Here is a 22,767-nt window from a genome sequence, read left to right on the forward strand (position 1 = left end):
GAAAGAACTTTCCTTCTATTCGCATCTTCAAGGCGCTGAAAAGATTGCACCAGACAAATCAAAGGACATGCGATGAAAGTCAAAGTGACTGTCTGCGAACTGGACCCGCGCGAAGGGCACCTGGATGGGTTCCTGCACGCCCTCAAACAGCACTGCCAGGACAATAGAACCCAGTTCCTGCTGCTGCCGGAGATGAGCCTGTCGGACTGGCTGGCTGCAGATGCCGAACCCAGCGCGCCGCGGTGGGAGGCGGCCGTGCGCCAGCATGAGGCTTACATTTCAAAGCTGGGAGACTTCGGCGTCCCCGCAGTGATGGGCACCCGCCCCATCCTCACCACTGGCGGCAGCCGCCGGAACGAAGCTTATCTCTGGACTGCAGAAACCCCTGAACCGGCGCCGGTGCATCAAAAGTACTACCTTCCGGATGAAGAGGGCTATTGGGAGCACAGCTGGTACGACCGCGGCCCTAAGAGCTTTGACATTGCCCGGGCGCTGGATATGCGGGTCGGGGTGCAGATCTGCACCGAAATGTGGTTCTTCGAATGGGCCCGCCACTACGGCGCCTCCCGCGCCGATCTGTTGTGCGTGCCCCGCGCCACGCCGCACGGCTCCACTGAAAAATGGCTGGCAGGCGGCCAGGCGGCCGCAGTCTGTTCCGGCGCCTATTGCCTGTCGTCCAATCTTTGGGCGCCAAAAGGAGAAAAGCTGAACGCAGGCGGGCTCGGCTGGGTCGTGGATCCCGAAGGCAACGTGCTGGCCCGCACTGACCCGGACACCCCCTTTGCCACCGTCGAAATCGATCTGGGGTTCGCACGGGAGAGCAAATCCACCTATCCCCGTTACGTGCCGGAATAGAAAGCTTCACGCAAAGAAAAGGCCGGGCGCATTGCTGCGCCCGGCCTATACTCTTTAACCGGCAATTGCCTATTTGGTTATGATCTCCGGCCCCATCACCGCGTTTGGCAGCACGGTGGACAGCCACGGCACATAGGTGATCAGGATCAGGAAGACGAAGAGCACCGCCAGGAACGGGAGCGCGGCCCGCACCACCCCCATCATCGGCATCCCTGCCACGCCCGAGGTCACAAACAGGTTCAGGCCAACCGGCGGGGTGATCATGCCGATCTCCATGTTCACCACCATGATGATGCCCAGATGGATCGGGTCGATACCCAGCTCGATGGCAATCGGGAACACCAGCGGCGCGACGATCACCAGCAGGCCCGAGGGTTCCATGAACTGGCCGCCGATCAGCAGGATCACATTCACCACCACCAGGAACATCACCGGCCCAAAGCCCGCCGACAGCATCGCATTGGCGATATGCTGCGGCACCTGCTCGTCGGTCAGCACATGCTTCAGGATCAGCGCGTTTGCAATCACGAACAGCAGCGTCACGGTCAGCTTGCCCGCCTCAAACAGCGTGTGCTTGGTGTCGCCATGGAAGAAAGCCGTGACAAGCGCATAGGGCTTCTTGATCAGCGATGTCTTGGCTGCACCCTCGCCGCTCGACAGCGGCCCCATGTCCTTGTAGACAAAGCTGGCGATGAAGAAGGCATAGACCGCCGCTACCGCCGCCGCCTCGGTCGGGGTGAAGATGCCGCCATATATACCGCCCAGGATGATCACGATCAGGAACAGCCCCCAGCCGGCCTCGCGGGCGGATTGGAACACTTCGCCCCAGCCCTTCCACTCGCCCTTGGGCAGGTTCTTGACCTTGGCCATCACATAGATGGTGACCATCAGCATCAGCCCGGCCATCAGCCCGGGAATGACACCCGCCAGGAACATTCGCCCCACAGAGACCTCAACCGCGGCCGCATAGACCACCATCACAATCGACGGCGGGATCAGGATGCCCAGCGTGCCTGCGTTACAGATCACGCCCGCTGCAAACTCCTTGGAGTAACCCACCTGGCGCATGCCCGCGATCACGATCGAGCCGATGGCCACCACGGTCGCTGGCGAGGACCCCGACAATGCGGCAAACAGCATACAGGCAAAGACGCCGGCAATTGCCAGACCGCCCGGCAGATGCCCGACACAGGCGATGGAGAAGCGGATGATCCGCCGCGCCACGCCGCCCGTGGTCATGAAGGACGATGCCAGGATAAAGAACGGGATCGCAAGCAGGGTGAAATGGCCTTCAAAGGCTTCAAACAGGGTTCCCGCGACCGACGCCAGCGAACTGTCGGAGTAGATCAGCAGAAAGATGGTCGAGCTGAGGCCCAGCGACACCGCAATCGGCACCCCGACCAGCAACAGACCGATCACCATCGCAAAGAGGATTACCACTTCCATCAGTCATGCTCCCCGCGCTGCGCCTGCACTTCCGCGATCTCGTCCTCGACCTCATGGCTGGCGACCAGCCGGTCCGCTTCGCCGCGGGCAATCTGCATGGCCGCCTGGATGAAGCGGAACACCAGCAGCAGCATCGACACCGGCAGCACCAGATACGGCACCACCTTCGGCAGCTTCTCATAAGCCTCGCCATAGTTGATCAAGTCTTCCAGGAACCTCAGGAAGCTCACCATCGGCACGTCCTGCACTTCATAGAAGCTCTGCGAACGCGCCTTCATATCGAACCCGGTCGGGAACCAGCGCCCTGAGGTGGGCGGCAGGTCAGCAAAGACCGCCCAGTAGTCATAGGCGCCTTTCAGCAAGAGCAGCGAAAACACCAGGCAGCAGCCCACGGCAAACAGCCCCACCGCCCGGCGCGCAGGCGCACCCAGCATGTTGATGATGGCATCGACGCCCAGATGCGCATGCACCTTCACGGCATAAGACGCGCCCAAAAGCACCAGCCAGGCAAACAGGAACACGGTCAGCTCCAGCGCCCACAGGATATTGGAATTAAACACAAACCGCGCAATCACATTGGCAAAAGTGATGGCCGTCATCAGCCCCAGGAGGAGCGCGATCAGGGTTTCTTCGAGTGAATGGATAAACCCGGACGGACCGGTTCTGGACCCCGTCATGGCAGTTCCCCCAAATTGTCAGCGGAAAAAGAAAGGCAGGCGGCGGATCCCCACGCCGCCTGCTGTAGCGGGGCGCCTGCAGGGGCACCCCGGATGCGGCCTGCTTCAGAGGCCTGCGTTGATTGCCTGCGCAGCGTCGATCTTCTCCTGGCCGACGTCGCCAGCAAATTTCTCCCAAACGGGCTTCATCGCTTCGACCCAGGCCGCGCGCTGCTCGGCGCTCAGCTCGCGCACCACGCCGCCGGCATCGATGATCGCCTGGCGGGCTTCGCCGTTCACCTTGGTGGACTCGGCGTTCCGGGTGGCGGTCACTTCGGTCAGGATGGTCAGGAACTGGTCGCGCACCGCCGGGTCCAGGCTGTCCAGCCAGTCGACCGAAGTCACCACCAGGTAGTCCAGCGCGCCGTGGTTGGTCTCGGTCACACCGTCCTGAACCTCAAAGAACTTCTTGCCGTAGATGTTGGACCAGGTGTTCTCCTGCCCGTCCACAACACCCTGCTGCAGCGCGCCGTAAACTTCCGAGAACGCCATTTTCTGGGGCGAGCCGCCAATTGCTTCCATCTGCGCCACCAGCACGTCCGAGGACTGCACCCGGAACTTCAGCCCGTTGGCGTCGGTGGGCTCAACCAGCGGCTTGTTTGCCGACATCTGCTTCATGCCGTTGTGCCAGTAGGCCAGCCCCTGCAGGCCGCGGCGCTGCATCGAATCCAGCATCTCCTGGCCCGTTTCAGACGCCTGGAATGCATCCACGGCCTCAATGTTCTTGAACATGAACGGCAGGTCGAACAGGCGGAACTGCTTTGTGAACTTCTCAAACTTCGACAGCGAGGGCGCGGCCAGCTGCACATCGCCCTGCAGCATCGCTTCCAGCACTTTGTTGTCGTTGTACAGCGTGGAGTTCGGATAGACCTCCATGCACATGGTGCCGTTCATCTCGTCATTCACGCGCTGTTCCAGCAGCGAGGCCGCAATGCCTTTCGGGTGCTTGTCGGTGTTGGTCACGTGGCTGAACTTCACCACGATCTCGCCATCGTCGCAAGCGGCGGATGCGGCGCCTGCGGTCACGGCCAATGCCAATGCTGTTGCGGCAGTGGTCAGGAATTTCATGATCTCTCCTCCCAAGGATTTCGCTGCGCTCCTCAGCGCAGAGTTGAAGACTGCCAGCAGCATCGGGAATCGCAGAGCAGCGCTCAAGAATTGATTCGAGAATCACAGGTATCAGGGATTTATTCATACTCAGCAGCAGCTTACCGGCTCCGCCTCATGCAGCCAAAGATCACCCAGCCAACTCTGTGCGAAATCCCGCACAGGCCGGATTTCAATCTGTGCGGATTTCCGCACAAATGTCAGCGCCCCGCACACCGCACAGAATCATCGCCGCCCTCACCGTGCAGCGCCGGCAAAGACAGCGGCACGTCCCCTCTTCCTCTTGCCAAAAATATCCCCGCCGGAGGCATCCGCCCCCTCGGCCTCCACAGGGTCCGGAAACCGTTGCGCCAGCCGCGCCTCCATCGCACGCCCCGCTTGCGCCGCCTTAACCCGGCTTTGCAATACTCCTCCCCGTCGCGACACCAAGGTGCGGGCCGGCACCCCGCACCGCCAGGAGACCACAGGGCCCCAAAGACCACCTCTTCATTGGGTGCAGGGGCGCCCGGACCGAAGGCTTTCAGCGGGCATGAGGCCTAACCGCCCTCATCCTCTCTCCGCCCCTTTGCCCAGACCGGGCAGCAGGCGGCGCCGCCTCCATTTTCATCCGGCCGAATATGCCGGAGCAGACCAGCCCCGCCTCAGCGGCGGTAATCCTCAGGCCGGATGCCATAGCGCGCCAGCTTGTCGTAAAACGTCTTGCGCGGCAGTTTCAAGGCTTCGGCGGCCGCAGCCGCACGGCCGTTCTGCCGCCCCAGCGCGGCAATCAGCAGCGACCGCTCCACCTGCGCCATCTGCTCGGCCAGACCCAGCCCCGCCGACTGCGCCGCCTCCTCAGGCATCCCCAGCACAAACCGCATCGCCGCCGACATCAGCGAGCGCGCATTGCCCGGCCAATCCTGCGCCATCAGCGCAGCCAGATGCTCCTGGGATACTTCCGGCGGCTCAACGCCTGCCTGCTCCGCCGCCTGTGCCACGTAATGGCGGAACAGCACCGGAATATCGCCGGGCCGCTCGGCCAGCGAGGGGATCCGCACCCGCATCACATCGAGCCGGTAGAACAGGTCGGGATTGAAACTGCCCGCCGCGGCCTGCCCAGCCAGATCCACAGTGGAGCCGGCAATGATCCGGGCCTCGGCCCCCTGCTCCAGCAGTTCCGGCAGCGCATATTGCACCGGCCCCGGCAAAGCCTGGATCTCGTCCAGAAACAGCGACCCGCCCGCTGCCTGGCGGCACAGAGCCCCGATTTCCCCCGCCGTCAGCCCCGCCGCGGAGCGTTTCACAAACGGCCCCTGACCCGCCGGCGACATCAGGTGGATCACCTCGGCCACCTTGGAAATGCCGCTGCCCGGCGCGCCGGTGACCAGCACTTCCGCCCCGGTCGGCGCCACCGCCCGCACCCGCTGCCGCATCTCTTCGGCTTGCGGCGAGGTTCCAAACAGCAGCCGCGCCGCCGGGTCGCCGCTCTCCAGCTGCCGTTTCAGCCGCCGGTTCTCCAAGACCAGCGCCCGGGTTTTCAAAGCCCGCTCCAGCACCGCCAGGAAATCGGCGGGCGCGCAGGGCTTCTCCAGGAAATCAAAGGCCCCCTGCGACATCGCCTTCACCGCCATCGGAATGTCGCCCTCGCCGGTCAGCAGCACCACCGGCAGTTCCTCATCGGCGCCGCGGGCGTAGTCCAATAGGTGAAACCCGTCCCGCCCCGGCATCCGGATGTCCGAGACGATGATGCCGTCAAAGCCAGGCGTGATATGATCCTTGGCCGCCACAAAGGAGCCGCAGACCACCACGTCCAGATCGTTCAGCTCCAGCGTCTGCGCCAGCGCCTCGCGCAGATCGGCATCATCATCAACCAGCAGCACCTTGCGTGTCATGCAGCATCTTCCCTTTCGCCTGCAGTGCCCCAGGGCTCCAGTTCCACCGTAAACTCGGCCCCATCCGCGGTGTTGGCCCCGCGGATATTGCCGCCAAAGCTCTGCACCAAACCGTAGGAAATGGACAGGCCCAGCCCCATGCCTTCCGAGCTGCCCACCGCCTTGGTCGAATAGAACGGATCAAACACTTTCTCCGGCTCCTTCAGACCGGGCCCGATGTCGCGCACCTCCACCGCCAGCCGCGCGCCGCGCCCGATCCCGATCCCGATCCGGATCAGCCGGTCGTCCTGGTCCAGCATCGCATCCGCCGCGTTGTTGATGAGGTTGACAAAGACCTGCGTCAAACGCACCTCGCCGCCGCGCACGAACAGCTCTCCCCGCGGCTGCGGCGCCCAGTCCAGGCGCACAGAACACTCGCGCAGCCGCGCCTCAGTCAGTTCCACCGCATCCTCCAGCACCTTGACCAGATCGACCCGCCCCACCGGCTCGCTTTCATTGCGGGCAAAGGCGCGCAGGTTCTTGATGATCCGCGCCATCCGTGCCGCCATATCGGCAATCCGGCCGAGGTTCTCCCCGGTCCGCTCAGCCTTGCCGCGCTCCAGGAATGCAGACCCGTTCTCAGCATACTGCTGGATCGCCATCAGCGGCTGGTTCAGCTCATGGCTGATCCCCGCCGACATCTGCCCCAGGGCCGACAGCTTGCCCGCCTGCACCAGCTCCTGCTGCGCCCGCTTCAAGGCTGCCTCGGCCTCCTCGCGCTCCCGAACCTCGCGGCGCAGCTGCAGGTTGGCTGCCGACAGCGCTTCGGTGCGCGCCGCCACCCGGCTTTCCAGCACTGCATTGGCCTCTGCCAGCGTCCGCCGCCGCTCCATCACAAAAAACAGTATCGCGCCGAAGGCCAGGCACACCGCCGCCAGCGCCGCCGCCTGCAATCCCGCAATGGCCCTGGCCGGCGCCACATCGACCAGGATCTCCCCAGTCAGGCCGATGACCGGCAGTTCGACCGCCAGATGCAAAGCCCGTTGCGGCAGGTAGGGGCTGCCCTGCAGCGTCCAGATTTCATGGCCGCCATGGATTTCCCGGCGCATCACCTCGGGGCTGCCCTCACCCTGCCGCCAGAACAGCAGCTCCGACCGGTTGGCAATGAAGACCTCACCCGATGCCCCGGTAAAGAACACCGCAGGAAGGGAGCCGCGCCAAGTTTGCTCCACATCCGCCACATCAGCAACCACCACCAGCGCTCCGCGCACCTTGCCATTGGCGGCAAAGGCCGGCGCGGCATAGAAGTAAACCCGTGTGCCCCCGGGCTGCAGAACCCCGTGGCCGGTGCCCAGGGCGCCCTGTTTGGCGCGGCGGAAATAGTCTTCATTTGCCACGCTCGCACCCGGCACCCCTTCTGCTGCCGCCAGCACCGCACCATCAGCGCCGGCAAAGAACACATCCAGCGCCGCGGTCTTGTCCGCCACCGCGCGCAGCAGCGCCGCTGCTGTTTCCTGCGCCGCAGCAGAGGAGAGATCCGCCAGCGCCGGATGATCCGAGCTCAGCACCGCCAGCTCCTGATAAACTTGCAACTGGCTGCTGACCCGGTCCGAAGCCAGCGCCAGATCCGCGGCGCTGCGCTCGGCCAGAGCATCCAGCGCCTGGCGGTAGCCATAAGACCAGACCGCCAGCGACAGCGCCGCCACAGCCAGCAAAAAGCCCGCCGGCAGGCTCCAGCGGAGAAGCTTTTGTGTTTTCATGCCCGCACGTTATCAGTCTGGCCCTTGCATTGGCCAGCAGCAGCGTGAAAATCGCTGCCATGAAGATCTTGACCCAATCCCCGACCGATCCGGATTTCGTACAGAACCCCTACCCGTTCTATACCGCCGCCCAGGCGGAAGGGCAGCTGCACTTCTGGCAGGACTACAGCATGGCTGCGGCCTTCGGGCATTCGGCGGTGCACATGCTGCTGCGCGACCGGCGGTTCGGCCGGGAAATGCCGGAAGAGATGCGCAAGCCCGGCCCCGCCCATCTCGCCCCTTTCCTGGCGGTTGAGGCGCATTCGATGCTGGATGCTGAGCCGCCCCGCCACACCCGCCTGCGCAAACTGGTGCTGCGCGCCTTCACCTCGCGCGAAATCGCAGCCCTGGAACCCGGCATCACCGCCCTGTGCCACAGCCTGATTGACGCCTTCCCGGGTGAGCCCTTCGACCTGCTGGATGCCTATTGCACCCAGGTGCCGGTGCTCACCATCTGCCGCCTGCTCGGCGTGCCCGAAGACATGGCGCCGCAGCTGCTGGACTGGTCGCACCGGATGGTGGCGATGTACCAGGCCGCCCGCACGGAAGAGACCGGACATGCCGCTGCCCGGGCCGCGCAAGAGTTCACGGATTTCCTGCACGGCTACATCCGGGAACGCCGCAACGAACCCCGCGATGACCTGATCACCCGGCTGATCGCGGCCGAGGAGGAAGGCGACAAACTGTCCACGGACGAGCTGATCGGCACCTGCGTCCTGCTGCTGAACGCAGGCCATGAAGCCACGGTGCATTCGCTGGGCAACGGGGTGAAGACCATGCTGCAGCAGGGCTGGGAGCCTGCCTGGCTGGCCCCGGGGGGGATCGAAGGACTGGTTGAGGAAATCCTCCGGTTTGACCCGCCATTGCACCTGTTCACCCGCTACGCCTATGAAGAGGCAGAGGTTTTCGGCCACACCTTCCTGCGCGGCGACCAGGTGGCGCTGCTGCTGGGTGCCGCCAACCGCGACCCGAAAGCGCTGGACCAGCCACACCGCTTTGACCCAGCCCGCCCGCCCAAAGTGAACAAGAGCTTCGGCGGAGGCTTGCACTTCTGCGTCGGCGCGCCGCTGGCGCGTCTGGAGATGCAAATCGCCTTGCAAATCCTGTTCACCCGCTGCCCGGAATTGAAACTGGCGGCGGAACCGGAATACGCCAACAGCTACCATTTCCATGGGCTGACCAAACTGCTGGTATGCGGCGCCTGAAACAGAGGCGCTCCCGCCCGCGCTGCAGGGATCGCAGATCCCCTTGCCCGGTTGGGCCCGGCGCCGCTGACGCGGCGCGGCTCTCCTTGTTTCTTCTTTGCCAAAATACTCCAGGGGTGAGGCGCCTCAGCGCCGAGGGGGCAGCGCCCCCTGATCCGGCATGGTCAGGTCCGCAGGCATACTGGAGCTGCTCCGCAGCCAGTCCCGGAAGGCCACCACCTTGGGATCATTCCATTTCTGCCGTTCGCCGATCAGCGCATAAGACCCCTGCGGGGTTCCGCAGGTCATGTCCGGGAACGGCAGTACAAGATCGCCCCGCGCCAGTTCATCGCGGCACAGAACCAGATCCGCCATCACCACGCCCGCCCCGATCACCGCCGCGCGGGTGGCCATGTCGAGGTTGGGGAAGACCTCTCCGCTGGCCGGGTCCACGCCCTCCACCCCGAAGTGCCGTACCCAGGTTTGCCAGTCTTCCTGCCGCGGGGTTTCGTGCAGCAGCCTGAGCCCCGAGAGCGCCGCCGGTTCCCCGGCCAGCTGCGGCAGCAGCGACGGGGCGCAGGCTGGGGAGAGGATCATATCGAACAGGGGCATCACCTCGATGTCCGCGGGCCGTCCCGGGATGTGCTCCAGCGAAATGCCAAGATCGTACTCCGCCCTTTCAAACCCCTTGCTGCCATAGAAATCGGTGGCCAGCCGCAGGGTGATTTCCGGATGCGCGGCGCGGAACTCCTCCAGCTGCGGCAGCAGCCAGCGAAGCGACAGGGTCGGCGGGCAGATCACCCGCAGCTCTGAGGCATCTGCAGCAATCCGGTCCACCTCGCGTTGCATCATCGAAAAGGCCTCGGTCAGCACCGGGAGAAGCCGCTGCCCCGCGGCTGTCAGCTCCACCCCGCGGGCATGGCGGTGGAACAGCTGCACGCCGATGTGCTCCTCCAGGATCTTGATCTGGCGGCTGACCGCGCCGCGGGTCACGAACAGTTCGTCCGCTGCGGCGATATAGCCATTGTGGCGGGCAGCGGCCTCGAAGGCGCGCAGGGCATTGAGGGGCGGCAGGCGCATCATCTCACCATGGATTAGTTTTCCTGATCCAAGGTGCAGTTTAACTGGTTTGCGCGCAAGCCCCTGCGGGCGGTAGGTCTGTCATCCAGACTGGAGGAAATGCCATGGTTATTGAAATTGGACACGCGGGTGCGCAGCCCTCTGCCTCTTTGGCCAGCCGCATCTTCCGTGGGGTTGCGAGGCTTATTGGACGGAAGAAAACTAATCCATTTGCATCAACACTGCGCAGACAGGTGCAGGTTCCGCGCAGCGAACTGGAGCGGTTGAGCGAAACATCCCCGCATCTGCTGGCGGATATTGGGGTGAAGCCGGAAACCGCCGCCGGGGAGACATCCCCCTGGCGGCTGGATGACGGGCGGCATCTGCTGCTGCGCCCGCCTCTGTAACGGCTTTTTCCCGGCCAGCCCCTGGCCGGGTCTTCTGCTGCCGGGCCTAGCCCAGCGGCAGCATCGTTGTGGATTTGATCTCTTCCATCGACAGCAGCGCCGTTACATTGTGCACCTTCACCTCGGAAATCAGCGCCTGGTAGAAGACGTCATAAGCACGGGCGTTCTGCACCCGCACCTTGAGGATATAGTCGATGTCGCCCGCGAGCCGGTGGGCCTCCTGCACCTCGGGGCGGTCGCGCAGCGCTTTCAGGAACTTGGCCTGCCATTCCGCCTCATGCTCGGAGGTGCGGATGAGGACAAAGAAACAAGCCTCAAACCCCAGTGAATCCGCGTCCAGCAGCACTGTCTGCTGGCCGATCACCCCGGCCTCCTTCAGCTTGCGGATGCGATTCCACACAGGCGTCTTGGACGACCCCACCCGGCGGGCGATTTCGTCCAGCGACTGGCTGGCATCGCGCTGCAGTTCAGCCAGAATTTTCCTGTCCGTGCCGTCGATCCGCACCGTCATTCCTGTTTTCTCCTGTTCATGAGGACCATCGGTCCGGGTTTTGCCCCTTGCAGAACCAATGTTCTTATTTACCTGCCCATATAGCGCAATACCGGGAATATTTCCTATATCTACCCCCAAGTCAAACCACCTTGGAGAGGGATTCCGGGATGTCCGCACCGACGACACATGCTGCCAATGCCACCGCTCACGTCCGCGGCGGCATGTGCTGTATGGTTGCGGGCCAGGTTGCCTTTGCGGGCTCCGGCCCCGGCGACCCGGATCTGCTGACCGTCAAAGCCCTGCGCGCGCTGCAGGAAGCCGACGTGATCCTCTATGACCGCCTGGTCAGCGAGGAGATCATGGCGCTGGCCGGTCCGCAGGCGGTGCTGGAGAACGTCGGCAAGGAAGGCTTCGGCCCGCAAGTCTCTCAGGAAGAGATCTGCGCGCGGCTGGTGGCCCATGCCAAGGCCGGCAAGAAGGTGCTGCGGCTGAAGGCCGGCGATCCCACCATCTTTGCCCGCCTGGATGAAGAGCTGACCGCGCTGGAAGACGCCGGCATCGCCAGCCAGATCATTCCCGGCATCACCGCAGCCTCCGCTGCTGTGGCCGGCATCGGCCAGAGCCTCACGCAGCGCGGCCGCAACTCCTCGGTCCGGTTCCTGACCGGCCACGATATGAAAGGCTTTGCCGATCATGACTGGGCGGCGCTGGCGCGTCCCGGGGAAGTGGCCGCTGTCTATATGGGAAAGAAATCCGCCCGCTTTGTGCAGGGCCGCCTGATCATGCATGGCGCCGGCCGCGACACGCCGGTGACCATTGTCGAAAACGCCTCGCGCCCGGAACAGCGGGTGCTGGAAACCAATCTGGACCGCCTGCCCGCCGACCTCGACGCGGCCGGGTTTGACGGCCCTGCCCTCACACTCCTGGGCCTTGCGCCGCGCCAAGCGGTTTCTGCCCTGAACGATCTCAAAACGGAGCTTGCATAATGGCCCGCGCTTTTACGCCCAAAGTCATCACTGCCAACGACCTGCTTGAAGGCGACGTGATCTACTTCACCGCTGACGACACCTGGACCCGGCACATGTCCGAGGCCGAGCTGATCACCGATGAGGCCGTAGCACCCCTGCGCCTCTTGGAAGCAGAGAAGCAGAACATCAAGATCGTCGGCGCCTATCTGGCCGATGCCAAGGCAGGCCCGAACGGCCCCGAGCCGACCCACTTCCGCGAGGAATTCCGCCGCACCGGCCCCTCGAACTACTTCCATGGCAAGCAGGAGGCGCAAGCCAATGTATAAGTACAACGAGTTTGACGAAGCCTTCCTGGCTGAACGCAACGCCCAGTTCCGCGCCCAGGTCGAGCGCCGCATCGACGGCTCGCTTACCGAGGAAGAATTCCGCCCCCTGCGCCTGATGAACGGCGTTTACCTGCAGCTGCACGCCTATATGCTGCGGGTTGCGATCCCCTATGGCACCCTGAACCCCGACCAGATGCGCGCGCTGGCGCTGCTGGCCGAGAAATGGGACCGCGGCTATGGCCATTTCACCACCCGCCAGAACATCCAGTACAACTGGCCGAAACTGCGCGACCTGCCGGACATGCTGGACGCGCTGGGCAAGGTTGGCCTGCACGCCATCCAGACCTCGGGCAACACCATCCGCAACACCACCGCCGACCATTTCGCCGGTGCCGCTGCGGAAGAAGTCACCGACCCGCGCCCCTATGCCGAGCTGATCCGCCAGTGGTCCACCGACCACCCGGAATTCCAGTTCCTGGGCCGCAAGTTCAAGATCGCCATCACCGGCAGCAACACCGACCGTGCCGTGATCAAGGCGCATGACGTGGGCCTGCAGGTGGTCGAGCAGGACGGCCAGATCGGTTTCAAGGTCATCGTTGGCGGCGGCCTCGGCCGTACCCCGATGATCGGCAAGACCCTGCGCGAGTTCCTGCCGCAGGCGGATCTGCTGCCCTATCTGGAGTCGGTTCTGACCGTCTACAACGTGCTGGGCCGCCGCGACAACAAGTACAAGGCGCGCATCAAGATCACCGTCTCGGAAAACGGCATCGACACCTACCGCGCGATGACCGAGGAAGCCTTCCTCACCATCCGCGGCCAGTACGACGGCACCGACCAGCAGCTGCTGGAAGAGATCAAGGCGCATTTCACCGCGCCGGAGTTCCGCTCGGGTTCCACCGAGGCGTTTGACACCGCCTATGAGAACGACCCGGTGTTCCGCGCCTGGGCCGACACCAACCTGGATCAGCACCGCGCCGAAGGCCATGCCATCGCGACCATCTCGATCAAGGCGCATGGCGCAACCCCGGGCGACGCAAGCGCCGAGCAGATCCGCGTGATGGCGGACCTGGCCGAGCAGTACGGCTATGGCGAGCTGCGCATCAGCCACCAGCAGAACGTGATCCTGCCGCATGTCCACAAGTCGGACCTGCCCGCGATCCACGCCAAGCTGAAAGAGCACGGGCTGGCCACCGCCAACCTGGGCCTGATCTCGGACATCATCGCCTGCCCCGGCATGGACTACTGCAACCTGGCCACCGCGCGCTCGATCCCCGTGGCGCAGGAGATTGCCACCCGCTTTGACGAGCTGAAGCTGGAGCACGACATCGGCCACCTGCAGATCAAGATCTCGGGCTGCATCAACGCCTGCGGCCACCACCATGTGGGCCATATCGGCATCCTGGGCCTGGACCGCGCCGGCGTCGAGAACTACCAGATCACCCTGGGCGGCGACGCATCCGAGAATGCTGCCATCGGCACCCGCACCGGCCCCGGTTTCGCCTATGACGAAATCGTGCCTGCGGTGGAGCGGATCGTGGACACCTATCTGGCGGTGCGTGAAAGCGCCGAGGAGACCTTTATCGAGACCTACCGCCGGGTTGGCATGGATCCCTTCAAGGCCGCGCTTTACCCCGAGGCCGCAAAGAAAGTCGCCTGATCTGATGTTCCAGACAGCCGGAAACAAGCCCGCCGGAGAAGCAGAGCTTCTCCGGGACCGGGAGCTGGCCGCCAAGGCGGAGGCGCTCAATGCGCGCTTCCGCCACCATTCGGCCACCTCGGTGATGGAGGGCGCATTGCGGGACGCGGGCCACATTGCCCTGGTCTCCTCTTTCGGCGCGGAATCCGTGGTGCTCTTGCATATGGCCGCGATCATCGATCCGATGACCCCGGTTGTGTTCGTGGACACCGAGCTGTTGTTTACTGAGACGCTGATCTATCAGCAGGAAGTGAGCGAACGCCTGGGCCTGCGCAATGTGCGCATCATCCGCGCCGACGACATCGCCGAAAAGGACCCCTACGGGGCCCTCAAGTTCAGCGACAAGGACGCCTGCTGCACCCTGCGCAAGACGGTGCCGCTGCAGAAAGCGCTGGCGAATTACGATGGCTGGATCACCGGCCGCAAGCGGTTCCAGTCCGGCACCCGCGCCGCGCTCGAGTTCTTTGAGGTCGAGGAAGGCACCGGGCGGCTGAAGATCAACCCGCTGGCCCATTGGGCGCCGGAAGACGTGCGCGCCTATATGGACGAAAACCGCCTGCCCCGCCATCCGCTGGTGGCTAAGGGCTATCCCTCGATCGGCTGCGCGCCCTGCACCAGCCCGGTCAAGGAAGGCGAAGACCCGCGCGCCGGCCGGTGGCGCGGGGAGAACAAGGAAGAATGCGGCATCCACGTGGTGGACGGCCAGTTTGTGCGCACAGGAGCGTGAGTAAGATGACTGTAATTGTGACCGACACCGGATTTGCCCAGGACGACTGGGAAGGCGGCTTTGAAGGCAGCAATGTGCTTGAGCTTGCCTCGGATGCCAACCTGGCCGAGGACGCCGCCGACCTGAGCGGTGTTGAGCTGGTCCGCATCAGCTTCCCCAGCTTTGCCGATGGCCGCGGCTTCACCCTGGCCCGCCAGCTTCGGCTGAAAGGCTATGAGGGCCGCCTGCGCGCCTTTGGCCATGTGATCGCCGACCAGTACGCCATGGCCCGCCGCTCGGGCTTTGACGAGGTGGAACTGACTGACGAGCTGGCCGCCCGCCAGCCCGAAGACCAATGGCTTGCCCGTGCCAACTGGCAGGACCACAGCTACCAGGCCCGCCTGCGCGGCAGCACCGCTGCCCGCTAAGCCAGCCCCCTGGACCCCGGGGATACCCATTATGCAAACCGGTCCCGTTTCATAAAAACGCGGGGCCGGTTTCATAAAACAAGGGTTTTCCTGACCTGGATCAACGATTAATCAGAGGTGCCGGCTACTCCTCCGGCAGTGCAAGTGATGAATGAGATGACCGCCGTGACCGACACCGCTACCCAGCCCGCACCGGAAAAGGCCAAACCGGCCCTGCCCGACGCCCAGACCGTGACTTCGGTCAAACATTGGACCGACAAGCTGTTCTCCTTCCGGGTGACCCGTCCGGCCTCCCTGCGCTTCCGCTCGGGCGAGTTCGTGATGATCGGCCTGATGAACGACCCGGATCCCAAGACCGGCAAGGTCAAGCCGCTGCTGCGCGCCTATTCCATCGCCTCCCCGGCCTGGGACGAGGAAATGGAATTCTACTCGATCAAGGTCGAAGACGGCCCGCTGACCTCGCGCCTGCAGCACATCCAGCCGGGTGACGAGATCATCCTGCGCCCGAAACCCGTTGGCACCCTGGTGCATGACGCGCTGCTGCCCGGCAAGCGGATCTGGTTTTTTGCCACCGGCACCGGCTTTGCACCGTTCGCATCGCTGCTGCGCGAGCCGCAGACCTATGAGGACTACGATGAGGTCATCATCACCCACACCTGCCGCACCGTGGGCGAACTGCAGTATGGCAAGGAGCTGATCGAAAGCCTGAAGGACGACGAGCTGTTGAATGAGCTGATCGGCGAAGGCTTCTGGAAGAAGATCAAATACTACCCGACCACCACCCGCGAAGAGAGCCCCAAGATGGGCCGCATCACCGACCTGATGCGCTCGGGCGAGGCCTTTGCCGATCTCGGCGTGCCGCCGCTGAACCCGGACACCGACCGCGCGATGATCTGCGGCAACCTGGCCTTCAACCTGGAGCTCAAGGATCTGTTCGAGAACACCTACGGGCTGGAAGAAGGCGCCAATTCCAAACCGCTGCATTTTGTGGTGGAAAAAGCCTTCCTCGACTAAAAATCTACCGTGAATTTGAACTAAAGCGGGAGGTTTCGGCCTCCCGTTTATCTTTTGTTGGGGATGATTCTGTATTCCGGTTGCAAGTATCCAGAATGGAGCAGCACCAATGCAGAATGAAGTGGCCTCCGGGCAGCCGCCCGTTTTCTCCTCTGTCAGGACCGAGGCAGGCAAAGCGCGGGTCCGGGCAGCCGTCGCAGGTTTCCAGTCCCGCCCGGGCCAGGTTCAGCCCTCGATCCCCGAGAAGATTGCCGCCGTCAAAGCCCGCTATGATGCGCGCAGCATCACCCCGCAGGATATCGACCAGATGTTTGACGCGCTGGTCCAGGCCGGTCAGCCGGTGACTGCACCAATGCTGCTCTTGAACTCCATGGGCGAGAAATTCCGCGGCCATCTTGCCGGGATCACCGGCGGCGCCTTTGACGGTGCTAAGCCGGTTGACCTGCTGAGCGTTGCCCAGCTGCAAATCCAGCGCGCCCGCAAACAGGGCGGCAGCAGCGCCGGATGGGAAACCTTCCTGGCTTTTCTGGCACCGCCTCAGCCGCATCCCCAGCCGAACGCTCTGGCGCAGCCGCAGCACCAGGCCCCTGCCAGCAGCCATACTGCCTTGGAACACGTGGCCCGGCTTGCACAGCAGGCGCAAGCCCGGCCGCATTGACAGGCATCAGCCCTGAAAGAAATGAGCCCGGCGCTGGTCCTTCCAGCTGCCGGGCTCTGTTTCGTTCCGCCAAGCCGGCTCAGTTGCTTCCGGCAGTGTTTTCTGTTGCGGCTTCACCGGACTGATCCAGCAGGCCTTCCAGGGAACCGCTGGCCCCCTCTACTGCATCAGAGGCCGCATCTGCGGCGCTTTCCTGCAGCGCATCAACTGTCTGCGCGGCGGAATCCACCGCGCCCTCAACAGCATTGCCGGCGGCCTCAGCCGCAGCCCCGGCGGTATCCTGAACCGCGTCAACTGCACCTTCAGCTGCTTCCGTTGCACCTTCTACAGCACCGGCAGCCGCTTCCGCTGCTCCCTCCACTGCGCCCTCGGCCGCTTCAGTAGCCGCATCGGCCGCGCCGTTCACAGCCTCCTGCGCAGCCTCCACGGCCGCACCTGCGGCCTCAGCACCGCTCTCTATGGCCTCTTCCACAGCCTCCGCCGCGTCTTCCACTGCCTGCCCGGCCGGAGCCGCGCTTTCTTCCGAAGTTTCCGGCGCAGTGCTGCTTTCTTCGCCTTCTGCCTGCGGCGCGTCAGGCGCGCCCTCCTGGCTGCCAGGGCTGTTGAGAAGGGCGTAGCCGCCCACCGCGGCCGCGCCCAGGGCGATCAGGATCAATAGCTGTTTCATAATGCATTCCTTCCATGTTCCGGCCCGTTCCCGGCCGGTCTGCGCCTCGAGGGCGCCTGGCTTGCCAAATGGCGCGGGTCCCGGCGCCTCTCAAGGGGGAAGTTTCCGGCCTCTGCGTCACGGGCGGCCGCCCGCCGCTGCCCACGGCCGCAACGGCGGAACCCCGCCTGAATTTTCGTCTTTTCAGTCTGTTGTGCCTGTCTCTGCTGTCCGCTCCACCGCCGCTTTTGCCGGTGTTTCCAACGGGAATTGCAACATGCGGCCTTGAAAAGCGCCTTTCCTGCCGCCATACCGCCCTTAAGCCTTGAATCACACGCGCGGGGACAGTAGCGTTCCCGCACTTTTTGCAATGACAGAAGGATCGCAGTCATAGCCCGCAGACCTCACAACGCGCCGCCGCAACGCGACACCGGCCCGCGCGTCAACGAAAAAATCCGCGCCCCCGAAATCCGCCTGATCGGCGCCGATGGCGAGAATGTGGGTGTTGTGCACCCCGCCAAAGCCATGGACATGGCGGCTGAGGCCGGATTGGATCTGGTTGAAATCTCGCCCAACGCCACCCCGCCGGTGTGCAAGATCATGGACTTCGGCAAGTTCAAATACGAACAGCAGAAGCGCGAGAGCGAAGCCCGCAAAAAGCAGAAGATCATCGAGGTCAAAGAGGTCAAGTTCCGTCCCAACACGGACACCCATGACTACGAAGTGAAGATGCGCAACGTCTACAAGTTCCTCGAGAACGGCGACAAGGTGAAGGTCACCCTGCGCTTCCGGGGCCGTGAGATGGCGCACCAGAACTTGGGCCGCGAGCTGCTGGAGCGGGTTGCCGAAGACGTCAAGGAACTCGGCAAGATCGAGAACATGCCGAAGATGGAGGGCCGCCAGATGATCATGATGATCGGCCCGATGGCCAAGAAATAGGCCCAGCCTCCATCGCCCGGAATTCCGCTCGCCAGGCCCAGCCTGGCGCACTCCGGAGCAAGGACACAGAAAGCCCTCGGCATAACGTGCCGGGGGCTGTTTTTTGACGGCCCCGCCGTCCTGAGCGGAGCTGTCAAAACGGGGTGCGAACGGAAATGGACCGTTCGATTTTTATCCCCCGCCGGCGCCTCCGCCTGGCAGCCGCGGCCTCTGCATTTTCCGCTCCTGCAGATAGGGTCCGGGCACAGCCAATAGGCATTCTGTTGGTTTGTTTCGGTTCAGCCAGCCGCCTTCCCCTGGCAATGCTGGCGTTGGCCAGAGATCCGGATCCCAAGCCTCGCCTGCTGCCCCTCCGGTAAGCGCGGCCGCGGGATCCTGCGTGCAGGTTAGGCGTCAGCCCCTGGCGCGGCTTTTCTTCGGCCCGGGCCATTGCGGTTAGCGCTGCCTTAACGCCTGCCGGCTATCACTGGCTTGACCCGTTTCAAGGTAAGATCATGCAAAGTTTGACCGACGTTCAGAACACCGCCTTTATGGCCATCGGCCCCAGCCGCATCGCTGCGCTGTCGCTGCTGGCGCTGGTGCAGGATCAGGCCGACCCGGCCGCCAGCGGTCCCAAGGCGGTGCTGGATCTGTCGGTGCAGCGCATTACAGCCGCCTATAACATGCTCGACGGCGAATTAAACGGGCTGCTGGCAGACTGCGGCTACAGCCTGCCGGAGCCGCTTGCCGGCAAGCGCCAGGCTTGCCTTGATGCCCTGGGGCCGCTGCACCGGGCGGTTTCTCAGCCTCAGGGCGGCACGCTGGAGCAGGTCCGGGCCATCCCCGGCCTGGCAGAGTTGTGCCTCTACCGGCTCGAACCGGAAATCTCCGCCTTTCTCAAGGACATGGTCCAGACCCTACGCGATGCGCAGCTCCAGCGCGAAGAGGACCGTGAACAGAGCATGAAGGCCACCATTGCATCCGCCGAGGGCGTTGGCCGCAACATCAAGTTCATCTCCTTCAACGCCTCGATTGAAGCCGCGCGGATTGGCGAGATGGGCAAGGGCTTTGCCGTCATTGCAACCGAGATCCGCGAGCTGTCGGGCAAAACCCAGCACCTGCTGGAAGAGATTTCAGGCTATTTGAAGCACTAAGGCGCAACAGGCACCGGACAGCCGGTGCCTGCCGGTTTCAAAGCACAGCAGGGTCAGGCCAGAGCCGCCACAGCACGCTTTGCCAGTACCGCAACCAGATGCGCGCGGTACTCTTTGGAGCCATGCAGATCGGCAATCATGCTGCCCGCATCAACGCTGATCCCAGCCAGCGCATCCGGCGCGAAATTGGCGCTGAGCGCGGCTTCGGCTTCGCTCCAGCGGAAAACGCCCTCTTCCGAGGCGCCAGTCACCGCCACCCGCACCCCATCGGCATATTTCGCGACGAACACCCCCGCCAGCGCAAAGCGTGACGCGGGCTGTGCGAACTTCTGGTAATTCGCGGCCTCAGGGATCTCGCAGCGCACCGAGGTGATGATCTCTCCTTCTTCCAGCGCCGTTTCAAACAGGCCCTGGAAGAAATCATCGCCCGCGATCTCTCGCGCATTGGTCACGATGGTGGACTTCAGAGCCAGCATCGCCGCCGGGTAATCCGCCGCTGGATCGTTGTTGGCCAGGCTGCCGCCCAGGGTACCGCGGTTCCGGACTGCCGGGTCACCGATATTTGCCGCCAGTGCCGCCAGCGGCGCGCAGGCATCGGCGGCCACCTCGGCATGGGTGGCGCCGCCGCCCATGGTCAGCACGCCGTCTGCGATGCTGACCCCTTTCATCTCGGCGATGCCCGCAAGGCTCACCAGTTTCGACGGCATCGCCAGCCGCTGTTTCAGCGTTGGGATCAGCGTCTGCCCGCCGCCCAGCGCCTGCGCATCCTCATCCGCCAGCGCCGCGACCGCTTCAGCTATGGTCGAGGGTTTCTCGAACTCGAATTCATACATCTTCGTTTCCTTTCCAAAGAGCTCTTAAGCTCTTCTTCTGGCTAGAAATATCCCGGGGGTGCGGGGGCAGAGCCCCCGCGAGCGCCTCAGCCATTCATCGCCGCCCAAACTCGTGCGGGCGACAGCGGCATGTCGATATGGGTCACATCCTTGCCGCCCGACTGCAGCGCGTCGATCACCGCATTGACCACCGCAGGCGGCGAGCCGATGGCGCCAGCCTCGCCGCACCCCTTCACCCCAAGCGGGTTGTGGGTGCAGGGGGTCTGGCAGGAATGGTCCACCTGATAGAACGGCACATCATCGGCGCGCGGCATGGCGTAGTCCATGAAGGAGGCCGACAAGAGCTGCCCATCCGCATCATAGGCGGCGTTTTCCAGCAGGGCCTGGCCGATGCCCTGCCCCAGCCCGCCATGGACCTGCCCGTCAACAATCATCGGGTTGATGATATTGCCAAAGTCATCCGCCGCCGAGAAGCGCTCGATGCTGACCTTGCCGGTATCGGGATCCACCTCCACCTCGCAGGCATAGGCGCCGGAGGGATAGGTGAAGTTCGCCGGGTCGTAAAACGCGGTTTCCTCCAGCCCCGGCTCCAGCTCCTCCAGCGGGTAGTTGTGGGGGACATAAGCCGTCAGGGTCACATCGCCCCAGGCCACCGATTTGTCGGTGCCCGCAACGGTGAATTGCCCGTCCTTCAGCTCGATATCAGCGTCCGAGGCCTCCATCAGATGGGCGGCGATCTTCTTGGCCTTGGCGATGATCTTCTCGGTTGCCCGCACCATGGCCGAGCCGCAGACCGCGATGGAACGCGAGCCGTAAGTGCCCATGCCAAACGGCACCCGGCCGGTGTCGCCATGCACGATGTCGACCATGCTCTCGTCAATGCCGATCATATCGGCCACCACCTGCGGGAAGGAGGTTTCATGCCCCTGCCCATGGCTATGGGCACCGACAAAGACGCTGATGGTGCCGGTGGCATTCACCCGCACGGTGGCCGCATCATAGAGCCCTGCCCGCGCACCCAGCATGCCAACGATGTTGGAGGGCGCAATCCCGCAGGCCTCGATATAGCAGTTGACGCCAAAGCCGCGCAGCCTGCCTTTGGCTTCGCTCGCGGCGCGCCGGGCGGCAAAGCCTGCCACATCGGCCACCGCCTCTAGCTTGTCCATGGTCGCCACATAGTCGCCGGTGTCATAGGTCAGCGCCACCGGGGTCTCATAGGGGAACTCAGAGATGAAGTTCTGGCGGCGCAGCGCAATCGGATCGGCCCCCAGCTCGCGCGCGGCCTTGTCGATGACACGCTCCAGCTGGAAGGTTGCCTCAGGCCGGCCTGCGCCGCGGTAGGCGTCCACCGGCACCGTGTTGGTGAAGACCGTCTTCACATTCACCTGAATGACCGGCGTCTTGTAGTTGCCGGCCATCAGTGTCCCGTGCAGGTAGCTGGGCACCGAGGTCGAGAAAGTCGACAGATACGCGCCCATATTGGCCAGTGTGTTGGTGCGCAGCGCGGTAAAATTGTTGTCCGCATCCAGCGCCAGCTCGATCTTCGTCACATGGTCGCGGCCATGGGCATCCGAGATGAACGCCTCGGACCGGGTCGAGGTCCATTTCACCGCCCGCCCGCAGGCCTTGGCGGCATGGGTGCAGAAGGCTTCCTCGGCGTAGTGGAAGATCTTGGAGCCGAAACCGCCGCCCACATCCGGGGCCACCACCCGCACCTTGTGCTCAGGCAGGCCCAGCACGAAGGCGCACATCAGGAGGCGGATCACATGCGGGTTCTGGCTGGTGGTGTGGAGCGTGTATTCATCCGTCCCGCGGCTGTATTCACCGATCGCCACGCGCGGCTCCATCGGGTTGGCGACCAGGCGGTTGTTGACCAGCTCCAGCGTGGTGACATGGGCAGCGCTGTCAAAAGCCGCCTGCACCGCGGCGTCGTCATCATTGCCGAACACCCAGTCGTAACAGAGGTTTGAGGTCAGATCCTCATGCACCTTGGTGCTGCCCTCGCCCAGCGCGGCTGCCATATCGACCACTGCGGGCTTGTCGCCCAGGTCCAGCTCGATGGCTTCGGCAGCATCACGGGCCTGTTCCGGCGTGTCAGCGACCACGGCGGCGACGATCTCGCCCACGTGGCGGATAGTGCCGTCCGCGATAATCGGGTGGCGCGGCTCCTGCTGCGGGTTGCCGTGGCGGTCGGTGACGCCCCAGCCGCAGGGGATGCCGCCGACCTCGGCGAAATCGGCGCCGGTGAAGATTTTCACCACTCCGGGCATCGCCTCAGCCGCAGATGTATCAATGGAGTTGATGGTCGCATGGGCCACATCCGCGCGCAGGAAATGCACATGGGCCTGGCCGTGCACGTTGATGTCGTCGGTATAATTTCCGGCTCCTGTCAGGAACCGCACGTCCTCGCGCCGCTTCGGGCTGGCGCCGATGCCGTTGTCCTTGGGCATGTCTGGTCTTCCTCCCTGGAGGGTGCTGCCTATGGCGCACCTCTTGGTAATCAC

General features: G+C 63.9%; 22 protein-coding genes. 12 read left to right on the forward strand and 10 right to left on the reverse strand.

Annotated features, from left to right (window positions below):
• The first annotated feature begins 72 nt into the window (after positions 1-72).
• Positions 73-855 (forward strand): carbon-nitrogen hydrolase family protein, encoded by a 783-nt coding sequence (locus RA19_RS12730; protein ID WP_052261775.1) that lies wholly within the window; start codon positions 73-75, stop codon positions 853-855.
• Between the two features lie 69 nt (positions 856-924).
• On the opposite strand, the gene RA19_RS12735 is transcribed toward RA19_RS12730, so the two are convergent.
• From RA19_RS12735 to RA19_RS12755, 5 genes are all read right to left on the reverse strand, one after another.
• The gene (locus tag RA19_RS12735) at positions 925-2,301 is read right to left on the reverse strand and encodes a TRAP transporter large permease (RefSeq protein WP_039163119.1); all 1,377 of its coding nucleotides are present in this window, start codon (positions 2,299-2,301) and stop codon (positions 925-927) included.
• On the reverse strand, positions 2,301-2,978 hold the full coding sequence (locus tag RA19_RS12740; protein ID WP_039163121.1) for a TRAP transporter small permease: 678 nt from the start codon (positions 2,976-2,978) through the stop codon (positions 2,301-2,303). Before RA19_RS12740 ends, RA19_RS12735 begins: the two co-directional genes overlap by 1 nt.
• Before the next feature lie 105 nt (positions 2,979-3,083).
• Positions 3,084-4,085, reverse strand: coding sequence for a DctP family TRAP transporter solute-binding subunit (locus RA19_RS12745; RefSeq protein WP_039163123.1), 1,002 nt, complete (start codon positions 4,083-4,085; stop codon positions 3,084-3,086).
• Between the two features lie 680 nt (positions 4,086-4,765).
• Positions 4,766-5,995: a sigma-54-dependent transcriptional regulator gene (locus tag RA19_RS12750; RefSeq protein WP_039163125.1), complete on the reverse strand. Its 1,230-nt coding sequence runs from the start codon at positions 5,993-5,995 to the stop codon at positions 4,766-4,768.
• Positions 5,992-7,734 (reverse strand): sensor histidine kinase, encoded by a 1,743-nt coding sequence (locus tag RA19_RS12755; protein WP_039163128.1) that lies wholly within the window; start codon positions 7,732-7,734, stop codon positions 5,992-5,994. Before RA19_RS12755 ends, RA19_RS12750 begins: the two co-directional genes overlap by 4 nt.
• 59 nt (positions 7,735-7,793) lie before the next feature.
• Here RA19_RS12755 and RA19_RS12760 point away from each other — a divergent pair, with 59 nt between their 5' ends.
• A complete protein-coding gene (locus tag RA19_RS12760; RefSeq protein WP_039163130.1) occupies positions 7,794-8,978 on the forward strand; it encodes a cytochrome P450 in 1,185 nt (394 codons plus the stop codon).
• Positions 8,979-9,104: 126 nt separating this feature from the next.
• On the opposite strand, the gene RA19_RS12765 is transcribed toward RA19_RS12760, so the two are convergent.
• On the reverse strand, positions 9,105-10,037 hold the full coding sequence (locus RA19_RS12765) for a LysR substrate-binding domain-containing protein (protein ID WP_052261786.1): 933 nt from the start codon (positions 10,035-10,037) through the stop codon (positions 9,105-9,107).
• 233 nt (positions 10,038-10,270) lie between these two features.
• Between RA19_RS12765 and RA19_RS26990 the strand changes: the two genes are divergently transcribed.
• Complete coding sequence (locus tag RA19_RS26990; RefSeq protein WP_193748269.1) at positions 10,271-10,423, forward strand: hypothetical protein; 153 nt, start codon at positions 10,271-10,273, stop codon at positions 10,421-10,423.
• A gap of 46 nt (positions 10,424-10,469) precedes the next feature.
• Here RA19_RS26990 and RA19_RS12770 read toward each other — a convergent pair whose 3' ends face one another.
• Positions 10,470-10,934: an Lrp/AsnC family transcriptional regulator gene (locus RA19_RS12770; protein ID WP_039125812.1), complete on the reverse strand. Its 465-nt coding sequence runs from the start codon at positions 10,932-10,934 to the stop codon at positions 10,470-10,472.
• A 212-nt stretch (positions 10,935-11,146) separates the two neighbouring features.
• Between RA19_RS12770 and cobA the strand changes: the two genes are divergently transcribed.
• The 7 genes from cobA to RA19_RS12805 all read left to right on the forward strand — a co-directional run bounded on the left by cobA (position 11,147) and on the right by RA19_RS12805 (position 16,712).
• On the forward strand, positions 11,147-11,902 hold the full coding sequence (cobA, locus tag RA19_RS12775; RefSeq protein WP_152615762.1) for a uroporphyrinogen-III C-methyltransferase: 756 nt from the start codon (positions 11,147-11,149) through the stop codon (positions 11,900-11,902).
• Positions 11,902-12,210: a DUF2849 domain-containing protein gene (locus tag RA19_RS12780; RefSeq protein ID WP_039163133.1), complete on the forward strand. Its 309-nt coding sequence runs from the start codon at positions 11,902-11,904 to the stop codon at positions 12,208-12,210. The genes cobA and RA19_RS12780 overlap by 1 nt, the downstream gene beginning before the upstream one ends.
• Complete coding sequence (locus RA19_RS12785) at positions 12,203-13,867, forward strand: nitrite/sulfite reductase (protein ID WP_039163135.1); 1,665 nt, start codon at positions 12,203-12,205, stop codon at positions 13,865-13,867. The genes RA19_RS12780 and RA19_RS12785 overlap by 8 nt, the downstream gene beginning before the upstream one ends.
• Positions 13,868-13,871: 4 nt before the next feature.
• The gene (locus tag RA19_RS12790; protein WP_039163138.1) at positions 13,872-14,633 is read left to right on the forward strand and encodes a phosphoadenylyl-sulfate reductase; all 762 of its coding nucleotides are present in this window, start codon (positions 13,872-13,874) and stop codon (positions 14,631-14,633) included.
• 5 nt (positions 14,634-14,638) lie between these two features.
• On the forward strand, positions 14,639-15,040 hold the full coding sequence (locus RA19_RS12795; RefSeq protein ID WP_039163140.1) for a DUF934 domain-containing protein: 402 nt from the start codon (positions 14,639-14,641) through the stop codon (positions 15,038-15,040).
• A gap of 147 nt (positions 15,041-15,187) precedes the next feature.
• A complete protein-coding gene (locus RA19_RS12800; RefSeq protein WP_039163142.1) occupies positions 15,188-16,054 on the forward strand; it encodes a ferredoxin--NADP reductase in 867 nt (288 codons plus the stop codon).
• Between the two features lie 109 nt (positions 16,055-16,163).
• Positions 16,164-16,712, forward strand: coding sequence for a hypothetical protein (locus RA19_RS12805; protein ID WP_039163145.1), 549 nt, complete (start codon positions 16,164-16,166; stop codon positions 16,710-16,712).
• Positions 16,713-16,791: 79 nt separating this feature from the next.
• Here RA19_RS12805 and RA19_RS12810 read toward each other — a convergent pair whose 3' ends face one another.
• A complete protein-coding gene (locus RA19_RS12810) occupies positions 16,792-17,379 on the reverse strand; it encodes a hypothetical protein (RefSeq protein WP_052261776.1) in 588 nt (195 codons plus the stop codon).
• A gap of 456 nt (positions 17,380-17,835) precedes the next feature.
• Between RA19_RS12810 and infC the strand changes: the two genes are divergently transcribed.
• Positions 17,836-18,297 (forward strand): translation initiation factor IF-3, encoded by a 462-nt coding sequence (gene infC, locus RA19_RS12815; RefSeq protein ID WP_342586082.1) that lies wholly within the window; start codon positions 17,836-17,838, stop codon positions 18,295-18,297.
• A gap of 494 nt (positions 18,298-18,791) precedes the next feature.
• Complete coding sequence (locus RA19_RS27655) at positions 18,792-19,430, forward strand: methyl-accepting chemotaxis protein (protein WP_039163147.1); 639 nt, start codon at positions 18,792-18,794, stop codon at positions 19,428-19,430.
• A 53-nt stretch (positions 19,431-19,483) separates the two neighbouring features.
• Here the strand turns inward: RA19_RS27655 and RA19_RS12825 are convergent, their stop codons facing one another.
• Positions 19,484-20,263, reverse strand: coding sequence for an FAD binding domain-containing protein (locus tag RA19_RS12825; RefSeq protein WP_039163149.1), 780 nt, complete (start codon positions 20,261-20,263; stop codon positions 19,484-19,486).
• Between the two features lie 86 nt (positions 20,264-20,349).
• The gene (locus RA19_RS12830; RefSeq protein ID WP_039163150.1) at positions 20,350-22,713 is read right to left on the reverse strand and encodes a xanthine dehydrogenase family protein molybdopterin-binding subunit; all 2,364 of its coding nucleotides are present in this window, start codon (positions 22,711-22,713) and stop codon (positions 20,350-20,352) included.
• Positions 22,714-22,767 lie beyond the last annotated feature (54 nt).

It is taken from the genome of Leisingera sp. ANG-M1 (assembly GCF_000813745.1).
Taxonomy (GTDB): Bacteria; Pseudomonadota; Alphaproteobacteria; order Rhodobacterales; family Rhodobacteraceae; genus Leisingera.